At 69.7% G+C, this 10,228-nt stretch carries 8 protein-coding genes and 1 pseudogene; 4 read left to right on the top strand and 5 right to left on the bottom strand.

Annotated elements, in window-relative coordinates; all coding sequences use genetic code 11:
• The coding region (locus VF697_RS01035) for an adenylate/guanylate cyclase domain-containing protein (protein WP_331091345.1) at positions 1–540 on the bottom strand (540 nt) is incomplete at its 3' end.
• The gene (locus tag VF697_RS01030) at positions 537–1,601 is read right to left on the bottom strand and encodes a hypothetical protein (protein WP_331091343.1); all 1,065 of its coding nucleotides are present in this window, start codon (positions 1,599–1,601) and stop codon (positions 537–539) included. The genes VF697_RS01030 and VF697_RS01035, both read right to left, overlap by 4 nt.
• A 30-nt stretch (positions 1,602–1,631) precedes the next feature.
• Here VF697_RS01030 and VF697_RS01025 point away from each other — a divergent pair, with 30 nt between their 5' ends.
• From VF697_RS01025 to VF697_RS01015, 3 genes are all read left to right on the top strand, one after another.
• The gene (locus VF697_RS01025) at positions 1,632–2,342 is read left to right on the top strand and encodes a DUF6989 domain-containing protein (protein ID WP_331091341.1); all 711 of its coding nucleotides are present in this window, start codon (positions 1,632–1,634) and stop codon (positions 2,340–2,342) included.
• Positions 2,339–3,715, top strand: a complete 1,377-nt coding sequence (locus VF697_RS01020) for a cytochrome P450 (protein ID WP_331091339.1) — start codon at positions 2,339–2,341, stop codon at positions 3,713–3,715. The genes VF697_RS01025 and VF697_RS01020 overlap by 4 nt, the downstream gene beginning before the upstream one ends.
• A gap of 108 nt (positions 3,716–3,823) precedes the next feature.
• Positions 3,824–6,769, top strand: a complete 2,946-nt coding sequence (locus tag VF697_RS01015; RefSeq protein ID WP_331091337.1) for a DEAD/DEAH box helicase — start codon at positions 3,824–3,826, stop codon at positions 6,767–6,769.
• A 28-nt stretch (positions 6,770–6,797) separates the two neighbouring features.
• Here the strand turns inward: VF697_RS01015 and VF697_RS01010 are convergent, their stop codons facing one another.
• Both VF697_RS01010 and VF697_RS01005 read right to left on the bottom strand, forming a co-directional pair.
• Positions 6,798–8,204, bottom strand: a complete 1,407-nt coding sequence (locus VF697_RS01010; protein WP_331091335.1) for a DUF4476 domain-containing protein — start codon at positions 8,202–8,204, stop codon at positions 6,798–6,800.
• Positions 8,205–8,336: 132 nt separating this feature from the next.
• Positions 8,337–9,371: a low specificity L-threonine aldolase gene (locus VF697_RS01005; RefSeq protein ID WP_331091333.1), complete on the bottom strand. Its 1,035-nt coding sequence runs from the start codon at positions 9,369–9,371 to the stop codon at positions 8,337–8,339.
• Positions 9,372–9,593: 222 nt separating this feature from the next.
• Here VF697_RS01005 and VF697_RS01000 point away from each other — a divergent pair, with 222 nt between their 5' ends.
• Positions 9,594–10,049, top strand: coding sequence for a hypothetical protein (locus VF697_RS01000; RefSeq protein WP_331091331.1), 456 nt, complete (start codon positions 9,594–9,596; stop codon positions 10,047–10,049).
• On the opposite strand, the pseudogene VF697_RS00995 reads toward VF697_RS01000, so the two are convergent.
• Positions 10,040–10,228: pseudogene (locus VF697_RS00995) on the bottom strand (hypothetical protein); the annotation flags it as partial. The gene VF697_RS01000 and the pseudogene VF697_RS00995 overlap by 10 nt on opposite strands.

The raw sequence follows: 10,228 nt of genomic DNA, 5'->3' as shown, positions 1-10,228 counted from the left end.
CTCGCCCGGGGAGGCCGCGTGGGCCGCCTGGCCCATGGCCTGGAAGGGCGCGCCCGTGGGCAACAGCGACAGCCCCAGGTCCTCCCGCCCGACGATGGAGTACGACAGCGGGCCCGTGGCGATGCCGATGCGCAGCCGGATGTCGCGCAGCTCCGGCAGGGACGCGCTCGCACGGAAGGGTTGTTGCTGGATGGCCAATGCGCACCGGGCCGCCGCCAGCACCGCCGCCTCCGGCGTGCCCTCGGGGGCCGTCCACGCCGCCAGCAGCGCGTCCCCGGCGAACTTCAGCACGTCCCCTCCCGAGCGGGACGTGCGCTCGATGAGGTGGCCGAACACGGCGTTGAGCAGCTCCTGCAGCCGCTCCAGCGCCCCCGGCCCCTGCCGCGCGATGCGCTCCACGCGCGGCACGAAGCCGGAGATGTCCGCGAAGAGCACCGCCCCGTGGAGGGCGGTCGTCGACTCGTGCGGCACCCTCGCCACCACCCGCTCCACCACGGAGTGGGGGACGTAGCGCGTCAGCTCGCCGGGGACCTGCCTCATGACGCCGAGTCTTCACCCGCGGGGGCCGGCATCCGCGCGACGACCAGCAGGTGGATGGCCTCGAAGACGATGACGGTGGTGAAGGTGACGAGCAGCCACAGGAAGGGCTCCTCGATGGGCACGCCGGCCCACGCCTTGACGAAGATGCCGATCATCATCTCCGGCCGGTAGCCCCACCACTCGTAGGGCACGGCGGCGGTGGCCTCCCACAGCATGCTGATGGTGAACATGGCCAGCGCGGAGAAGCTGTAGGCCCGCCAGTTGATGAACGGGCTCATCGAGCGCAGCAGGAGGCTGCCGGGGATGAAGGCCACGGCCAGCAGGAAGGCGAAGTAGCCTGGGAAGCCCGGGTACTCGGTGGTGCGCTTGTAGAGGATGGCGGCGATCAGCAGGCCCACGCCGATGAGCGCGCTGGGCCAGTGGAGCTCAATCTTCGGGCGCGCCTGGCGCCGCTCCACGAGCAGGTCCCCGGGCGTCACGTACCGGCCGAACCAGTAGATGTCCGACCAGAGGTAGATGAGCAGCGCGGCGGCGATGCCGAAGAGGTAGAAGCCGAACTCCTCGATGGGGATGTTCTTCACCCACTGCCCGCTCAGCAGGTCATACCCCCACACGTAGATGCCGAGCACGGCGCCCTTGTTGGGGAAGGTGAAGAAGGCATTGCCGAAGGCGAGGTCCAGGATCACTCCCAGTGCGGACAGCGACAGCACGGTGATCCAGAAGGAGCGCAGGGGGAGGTTGTACTTGGGACTGGCGTGCAGCCAGAGGGAGATGGCCAGCACGGGGACGATCCACAGCGAGAGCGACCACGTGTAGCCCAGGGGCGTGGGATCCAACGAGGTGGCCACGAGCTGGTGGGGGTGGACCACCGTGCGCAGGGTGAGGAAGGACGGAAGGAGACCCACGACCGCGATGGCGGCCACCACGCCGGCGCCGCCGGAGTCCCCCGCGCGGATGCGGGAGGAGAGCTCGGAGTGAGCGAGGCCCACGGGGTGGACGGGAGTCGCGACTTCAGGAGCCGCGACGTCGGGAGTCGGCTGATGGGGGAGGTTGGCTGGCATGTGGCGCTGGGTCGCGCGTATTGTGCATGTGTGAACGGACTGACAGCAAGAGAGCAGGCCCCGGCTGTTTCCGCTGGACTCACCCAGGAGCAGACGCGGCTCCTCTTCGTGGGGGCGACGATGCTCGCCGCACTGGTGGGCAGCGGCATCTCCAGCTACCTGGCGCTGGGGCCGAAGTCCGCCTTCGTGCTCACGCCCACGTTGGCGGCCTCCTACGTGGTGTACGCCGCCTGGACGCGAGATGCCTTCGTGGCGCGGATGATCGTCTTCGGGCTGGTGGTGGGCTTTGGCGAGCTTCCGGCCGACTACTTCGGCGTGGCGGTGAACAAGACGCTCGTCTATCCCCCGGATGAGCCGCTCATCTGGGTGTCCCCCGCGTACATGCCGCTGTCGTGGATGGTGATGATGTTGCAGCTCGGCACGGTGGCCAACTGGCTCACGAGCATGTGGGGGCTGCTCAAGACGACCGGGGCGCTGGCGGTGCTGGGCGGCATCAACATCCCGCTCTACGAGATGCTCGCCCACAACGCCGGCTGGTGGCACTACCAGAATACGCCCATGTTCCTCGGGGTGACGCCGTACTACGTCATCCTCGCCGAGGTGCTGCTGAGCCTGGCGCTGCCGCTGGTGGTGTCGCAGGTGGCCCAGGCGCGAGGATTCAAGCTGGTGGCGCTCGGCGTGGCGCAGTCGGTGTGGCTCCTCCTCACGGGGGTCTTCGCCTCCTGGCTGGTGAGTCGATGAGCGGCTCGCTGGAGCTCACCACGAACGTGCCGCTGCCTCCCGGGCCCTCGGGGCTGCCGCTGGTGGGCTCGCTGTTCGAGGTGACACGCCGGGGCATCATCCCCGTGATGGAGGAGTGCCAGGCGCGCTACGGCGATGTGTTCCTGCTGAAGGTGGCGGGGCTGAAGCTGGTGGTGGTGGCGCACCCGGAGGGGGTCGAGCGGGTGCTGCGCGGCAACCGGGACAACTACGTCAAGGGCTCCATCTACGACAACCTGCGGCAGATCGCCGGCGAGGGGCTCGCCACGGTGGAGGGGCCCTCCTGGCGCACGCGGCGCAAGCAGCTCCAGCCGCTCTTCCAGAATCAGCGGACGCTCGGGGCGGTGGGGCGGCTGGGCACGCTGGTGGACGAGACGCTGGAGGGCTGGGCGAAGGAGGTGCGCGACGGGGACGAGGTGGACCTGTTCGAGGCCTTCAGTCCGCTCACGCTGCGGGTGATCAGCGAGCTGGTGTGCGGGGTGGAGCTGGCGGACTCGCGGCGGCTCATCGGCGCCTTCCGCGACGCGCTGGAGAACCTGGTGGGGCGCGGCAACGTGGAGCGCAACATCCCCCTGTCCATACCGACCCCCGGCAATGTGCGGGCGAAGCGGGCGCTGGCGACGCTGGATGCCATGGTCTACGCGGAGATCGACCGGGCGATGGCGGCGGGGGAGCGGCGCGGGGACGACCTGCTGGGGCTGTTGTTGACGGCGAAGGATGACGCCGGGCAGCCGCTGACGCGCCGCGAGGTGCGCGACGAGCTGGTGACGATGCTGCTGGCCGGCCACGAGACGGTGGCGCTCACGCTCGTCTGGGCCTTCGAGCGCCTGGGGGCGCACCCCGAGGTCCTTCGGGCCTTGAGGGAAGAGGTGGACCGGGTGCTGGTGGAAGGGCGGCCGTTGGACGCGGCGGCGCTGCACGAGTTGCAGTACACGCGCCGGGTCGTCCAGGAGGTGCTGCGCGTGCGCTCTCCGGCGTGGATCGTCGCGCGCACGTGTGTGGCGGACGACGAGGTGTGTGGCTTCCGGGTGCCGGCGGGAGCGACGGTGTTGATGACGCAGCACCTGCTGCACCACCACCCGACCTACTGGCGGGAGCCGGAGCGCTTCGATCCGGAGCGCTTCCTCCCCGAGGCCTCGCGGGGGCGCAACGAGTACGCCTACTTCCCCTTCAGCAAGGGCCCGCGCATGTGCATCGGCAGCCACCTGGGAATGGTGGAGGCCACGGTGGCGATCGCGCTGATGACGCGCCGGCTGTCCTTCGAGCCGGTGGGCCTGGAGCCGGTGGGGTTCAACGCGCTCAACGCCCTGCACCCCTCTCCGCCGCTGCGCATGCGCCTGCGCTGGCGGCGCTGAGCCAGGAGGCGGGGCGCGCCCTGGCGTTGACGGCTGATCTTCCGCGCCCGGTGTGGACACATCGGCGTTGCGCGGCGCGCCCTCGGAGCGTAGGGAATCGAATCTCCCATGTCCGCGCTCGCTCAACTGCTCGAAGCCGTTCGCAAGGAAGCTCGCCCCGGTATCTGGTCCAACGGGGTGAACCTCTCCCGTGCCGGTGCCGTCTCCCTTCAGGCCCAGAAGTCGAATGAGATTGAACTGAGGGTGAAGGCGGCGGGGCGCCCGGTGGCCCTCACGGTCATCCTGTACCCCGGCGACGAGGCCTGGGAGTGCGATTGCCCCAGTCGCGTGGACCCGTGTGAGCACGTGGTGGCGGCGGCCCTCTTCGTCCAGCAGGCGGAGAAGCAGGACAAGCCACTGGAGTCGATCGCGCCCAAGTGGTCCCGCGTGGTGTATCGGTTCACCCGCGTCTCCGGTGGGCTGGAGCTTCACCGGGCGCTCGTGCACGCGGACGGGAAGGAGGAGCCGCTCGATGACTCCCTCGCCTCCCTGCTCGCGAAGCCGGCGAAGGCCGCGATGCTTCAGGTCGAGCAGTCGGATCTGCTGGCGGACCGGCTCCTGGAGCGCCGCACGCGCGGGGCGCTGCCTCCCGAGCGGTTGGACGCGTTGCTTCAGGTGCTCCAGCAGGCGCGCAATGTCCTGCTCGATGGGCAGCCCGTCGCCGTGGCGGAAGAGGTCATCGTCCCGAGGGCCCTCGTCGAGGACCGGGGCGGGCAGATCGTCGTGACGGTGGCGCGCGATCCCCGCGTCGTCGAGGTCGTGAGCCCGGGGGTCGCGTTGCTCGGTGATGCGCTGGCCCGGCTGGGCGAGACGTCGATGACCGGACCGTGGCTCCAGAACCTTCCCGTCGTCCGCACCTGCGCGGCCGAGCAGATGGGGGAGATCTCCTCGAAGGTGCTCCCGGAGCTGGGCCGTCGCATGCCCGTCGTGGTCCGCAGCCGGCGCCTGCCGCCCATCGATCGCGAGCTGAAGCCGCGCATCCTGATGGAGCTCAACCAGCTCGAGTCCGGGCTGTCCGTGCTGCCGACCCTCGTGTACGGAGCGCCGCCGTCGGTGCGGATCGACAACGGGCGGATGGTCTACCTGCGCGGCGCGGTGCCCCTGCGCGACGAGGCGGCCGAACAGCGCCTCATCCATCAGCTCCGCGATGAGCTGAACCTGGTGCCCGGCCGGCGGCTGACGGTGCAGGGCCAGGAGATGGTGCGCTGGGCGGACAAGCTCCGGCGCTGGCGCGGGGACCTCTCCGGAGACGCCGCGGGCATCGTGAGCCCGGACGTCCAGCTCCGGCCCCTGCTGCGGGTAGAGGGCGGCGATGGGACGGGCATTCCCAACGTGCGCTTCACGCTCGAGTTCCAGGTGGAGGGCGGCAAGGGCGAGACGCAGTCCGTGGACGCGGCGGCGGTCATCCGGGCGTGGACGGAAGGGCTGGGACTCGTTCCCCTCGACGGAGGCGGCTGGGCGCCTCTGCCGCGGGCCTGGTTGGACAAGAATGGCCAGCGCGTCGCGGACCTCCTGGCCGCGCGGCAGGCGGATGGCCGGGTGTCCAACCACGCCCTGCCGGAGTTGAGCGCGCTGTGCGAGACGCTCGAGCAGCCACCTCCGCCGGGACTCGACCGGCTGGCCCCGTTGGTCGAGGGCTTCGAGAAGCTCCCGCCTCCGGCGCTGCCGGAGGAACTCAACGCCACGCTGCGCCACTACCAGCAGCAGGGGGTGAGCTGGCTGCGCTTCCTCCAAAGCTCGGGGCTCGGTGGCATCCTCGCCGACGACATGGGCCTCGGAAAGACACTCCAGACCATCTGCGTGCTGGGGCCGCGCTCCCTCGTCGTCTGCCCCACCAGTGTGCTTCCCAACTGGGTCGCGGAGCTCAAGCGCTTCCGTCCGTCGCTCAAGGTGTGCGTGTACCACGGGCCCGGTCGCGCCCTGGACGAGGCCGCCGAGGTGACGCTCACCACGTACTCCATCCTCCGGCTGGATGCGGCCGTGCTCGGAGGGCGCACCTGGGACGCGCTCGTGTTGGACGAGGCCCAGGCCATCAAGAATCCCGAGAGCCAGGTCGCGCGCTCGGCCTTCGGGCTCAAGGCGAACTTCCGTCTGGCGTTGAGCGGTACGCCGCTGGAGAACCGGCTGGAGGAGCTCTGGAGCCTGATGCACTTCACCAACCCGGGCCTGCTCGGGGGCCGGAGGCAGTTCGACGAGAAGGTGGCCCAGCCCATCGCCGAGGGACAGGCGGGGGCGGCGGAGCGGCTGCGCAAGCGCATCCGGCCCTTCGTCCTGCGGCGCCTCAAGCGGGATGTCGCGCCCGAGCTGCCGCCGCGCACCGAGTCCGTGATGCACGTGTCGCTGGATGAGCGGGAGCGCGCCGTCTACGACGCGGTGATGGCGGCGACGCGCGCGGAAGTGGTCGCCCTGCTGAACGAAGGGGGCAGCGTGCTCAAGGCGCTGGAGGCCCTGCTCCGACTGCGTCAGGCGGCCTGTCACCCGGCGCTCGTCCCGGGCCAGCAGGCCACCTCGTCGTCGAAGGTGCAGACGCTCGTCGATGCCCTCGACAACGCCGTGTCGGACGGTCACAAGGCGCTGGTGTTCTCGCAGTGGACGTCGCTGCTGGACCTGATCGAGCCGCAGCTCGAGAAGTCCGGGATTGCCTTCGAGCGCCTGGACGGAGCGACGGCCAACCGGGGAGAGGTCACCTCGCGCTTCCAGTCACCCGAGGGCGCGCCGGTGATGCTGCTGTCGCTCAAGGCCGGTGGCACGGGCCTCAACCTCACCGCGGCGGACCACGTGTTCCTGGTGGACCCGTGGTGGAACCCGGCGGTGGAGGCGCAGGCGGCGGATCGCGCTCACCGCATCGGCCAGGAGCGCCCAGTGATGGTGTACCGCCTGGTGTCGCAGGGCACGGTGGAGGAGCGCATCCTCGGACTCCAGGAGAAGAAGCGCGCCCTCTTCGAAGCGGCCCTGAGCGAGGCGTCGGCCGCGACCGCCATCACCCGCGAGGACCTGCTCGAGCTCTTCTCCTGAGCCTCGCTCCAGCTCCCCGTCATGTGTCCTACTCGATGGAGCGGTAGACGCCCCCGGTGGCCCGGGCCAGCTCGAGCATCAGCTCGCGCGACCGGGGCTTGTTGTCGGTTTTGAAGTGGCCCATCAGGAAGGCGACGGTGTGCACCACCACCTTGCGCTGGGCATTCCAGGCGGCCACGTCCCCGAGGATGGCCGCGTTGGCCTTCTTCTTGCCGTCCGTCGGCAGGCCATCGGTGAGGAAGTAGATGGAGTCCGCCTCGGAGTCGGCGAAGGCCTTCTCCAGCGCGCCGTGGATGTTGGTGCCGCCCTTCTGGCGCAGCGCGCCCACGTACCGCACCGCCTCCTGTACCGACTGGGGGGTGGCCTCGACGAGGCCGGGCTTCCACGTCTGCACGCCCGTGGAGAAGATGACGAGGTTGAACTTCGTGCCCGCCGAGAGCTGCTCCTTCAACACGGACTGGAGCTCGCGCTGCACGAACTGGAGCCGGTTGAGCGTCTCGCCGCGGTTGGTGGTGAAGCGCGCCTCCATGCTGCCGGAGACGTCCACCACGAAGATGACGCGCTTGCTGCGGATGGTGCCGTACACCGGGCTGCGCGGCTGGATGTGCTCGAGAATCTTGCGCGCCTCCTCCTTGTGGTCACCAAAGGTGAACCCGTCGAGGATGAGGAACTTGTTCTCCGCGTCGGTGATGGTGTCCTTGAGCACGCGCAGCACCTTCAGCTTGTCGTCGTTGAAGGAGTACGCGTCCAGCACCCCGAGCACCTCGCGCGACGTCATGCCGAGCATGTGCGCGTCCATCAGCTTCACCGCCTGCACCATGTCGTCGCAGTAGGTGAGGACCGGGACGATCTGCTGGATGTGCGCGGAGGTGAAGCCCTCGGGACGGCTGGCGATGGCCTTCTCGAGCACGTGCATCTTGTCGTCGGTGAAGCCCTCCTTCGCGAGGGCCGCGACGAGCGCGGCGACGTCCTCGTTCGGCCAGGCCCCCACCTGGTTCACCAGCAGCGGCGTCGTCTCGCTGGTGCCGCGGGTGGCCGCGCTGAGGGTGGTGGGCGCGTTGCCGGTGGCCGGCGCGGTGCTGGGAGCGGCGGGCGTGGCCCGCTGGACGTTGGCCAGGAGCTGCCTGGCCTTCTGCTTCTCGTCGTCGAAGCTGAAGAGGCGGACGAGCTTGCCCTTGTTCTCCGGATCCTCGATGCGGCCCTTGAGCGCCGAGAGCGTCTCGAGCTTGTCATCGCCGAAGGAGAACTGCTCGACCAGACGCGCCACCTGCGCGCAGGTGAAGGTGTTGGTGGAGGCCGCGGTCTTGAGGATCGTGAGCTTCGCGTCGGAGAGGCCCTCCTGGTCCACGCGCTGGTGGAGCTGCTCGAAGGCCGCACCGTCCATCGCCAGGGCGGGCGCGGGCAGGAGCGCGGCGAGCGTGAGGCCCAGGGCCACACAGCGGGAGAGAATTCGGGAGACGCAGGATGGCAAAGCAGGCCCCTCGGAGCGGATTCCCACCGTACATCGGCGGGGTGTTTCGTAAGGCCGGATGAAACAGGTGGAGCGGTGACGACTTCAGCGGAGGAGCTATCCGCCCACCAACTCGCGCAGCCGGGCGGCGAAGCCGCGCACATCCCCCTCGGTGGTGTCGAAGGACGTCATCCAGCGCACCTCGGAGGTGGCCTCGTCCCAGACGTAGAAGAAGGTGTGCTCCTGCAGGCGGGGAATGAGCTCGGCCGGGAGGGTCGCGAAGACGCCGTTGGCCTCGGTGGGCCGGGTGAGGCGCACCTTGGGAATGGAGGAGACCTCCTGGGCGAGCAGCGTGGCCATGGCATTGGCATGTCGCGCGCTCTTCAGCCAGAGGTCGTCGGTGAGGAGCGCCTCGAACTGGGCGGCCACGAAGCGCATCTTCGAGGCGAGCTGCATCCCCTGCTTGCGCAGGAACTTGAAGTCAGGCGCCAGCCGGGGATCGAAGACGACCACGGCCTCGCCCATCATCAAGCCAATCTTGGTGCCGCCGAACGAGAGCACATCCACGCCGCAGTCGGTGGTGATGGCGCGCAGCGGCAGGCCGAGCGCGGCGGCGGCGTTGGAGATGCGCGCCCCGTCCATGTGCAGGTACATGCCGTGGCGGTGCGCCAGGTCCGCGAGCGCGCGGATCTCCTTGGGCGTGTAGACGGTGCCCAGCTCGGTGGACTGGGAGATGGAGATGACGCGGGGCTGGACGTGGTGCTGGTCCCCCAGCCCCCGGATGCGCGGCTCCACCAGCGCCGGGGTCAGCTTGCCGTTGGGCGTGGGCATATCCACCAGCTTGCAGCCGATGGTCTTCTCCGGCGCGCCGCACTCGTCCACGTTGATGTGCGCGCTCTCGGCGCAGAGGATGGCGTGGTAGGGCCGCAGCAGCGCGCTCAGGCCCAGCACGTTGGCGCCCGTGCCATTGAAGACGAAGTGCACGTCCACGTGCGCGCCCAGGTGCTCGCGGAACTTCGCCACCGCGCGCTCGGTCCACGGGTCGCTCCCGTAGGCCAGGGTGTGGCCCACGTTGGCTCGGGCGATGGCCTCCAGGAGTGTCGGGTGGATTCCGGCGTTGTTGTCGCTGGCAAAGCCTCGCTTCGGATTCATCGGCGGTTCGCTCCTGGGGAGGGTGCGCGGGAGAGCGCCCCGTCTACCCGCGAACCCGCCCGCTTGTCGAATGCTCTCACGGCGGGCCGCGTCATCCGATGGCCAGGAATTGTTGGAACATCGGGGAAGACCGGCTGCCCGTCTCCTGGGCGGCCTTCTCGTGGCCAGTGGGAGCACGTCGGACGGGAATCGAGAGGGCCGGACCTGGTGTAGAGAGGCTGCATGGCCGACAAGCGCCGCTTCGACCTCTTCGCCCAGTTCTGCGCCGAGCGCTTTCCCGCCCCTCGCGTCTTCGACATCGCGGGAGGGCAGGGGCGTTTGAACGAGGCCCTCTCACGACTGGGGCGCACCGTCACCACCTTCGACCTGCGCCACAAGCACCTGCCCGTGCGCTACGAGCAGCGCATGTTCACGCTGGAGGAGCCGTGCGAGTGCGACCTGCTCGTGGGCATGCACCCGGACGGGGCCACGCGGATCATCATCGAGTACGCGGCGAAGCACCGGCTGCCCTTCGCCGTGGTGCCGTGCTGCTCGGACAACAGCATGCCGTACAACCCGTGGCGGCGGCACCTAGCGGAGCTGGCGCGCGAGCTCGGCTTCCCCACGGTGGAGGAGCACGAGCTCCCCATGGAGGGCCGCTCACGCGTCATCCTCGGGGAGTTCCCGCGTCAGGCATGACTCCGGGCGGGGCGCAGCATCTTGGTCCCCTGCCGCTCCACCGCGGAGGCCGGCGCTCTCACCTCCGACAGGCGGGCGAGGGTGAAGGCACCCACCGCCATCGTCAGATCCCTCGCCGCGATGTCGAAGTAGTGCCCCGTGGTGAGCAGGTTCAGGGCGATGCCCACCAACCACGCCGA

The sequence above is a fragment of the Archangium sp. genome (assembly GCF_036388035.1).
Lineage (GTDB): Bacteria > Myxococcota > Myxococcia > Myxococcales > Myxococcaceae > Archangium.
Note: the sequence above shows the minus strand (reverse complement) of the source record. Positions and strands in the feature narration are given on the sequence as shown.

Coding starts and splice junctions, on each gene's coding strand:
- VF697_RS01015 (WP_331091337.1), top strand. CDS start 3,824: ATGTCCGCGCTCGCTCAACTGCTCGAAGCCGTTCGCAAGGAAGCTCGC.
- VF697_RS01020 (WP_331091339.1), top strand. CDS start 2,339: ATGAGCGGCTCGCTGGAGCTCACCACGAACGTGCCGCTGCCTCCCGGG.
- VF697_RS01005 (WP_331091333.1), bottom strand. CDS start 9,371: ATGAATCCGAAGCGAGGCTTTGCCAGCGACAACAACGCCGGAATCCAC.
- VF697_RS01030 (WP_331091343.1), bottom strand. CDS start 1,601: ATGCCAGCCAACCTCCCCCATCAGCCGACTCCCGACGTCGCGGCTCCT.
- VF697_RS01000 (WP_331091331.1), top strand. CDS start 9,594: ATGGCCGACAAGCGCCGCTTCGACCTCTTCGCCCAGTTCTGCGCCGAG.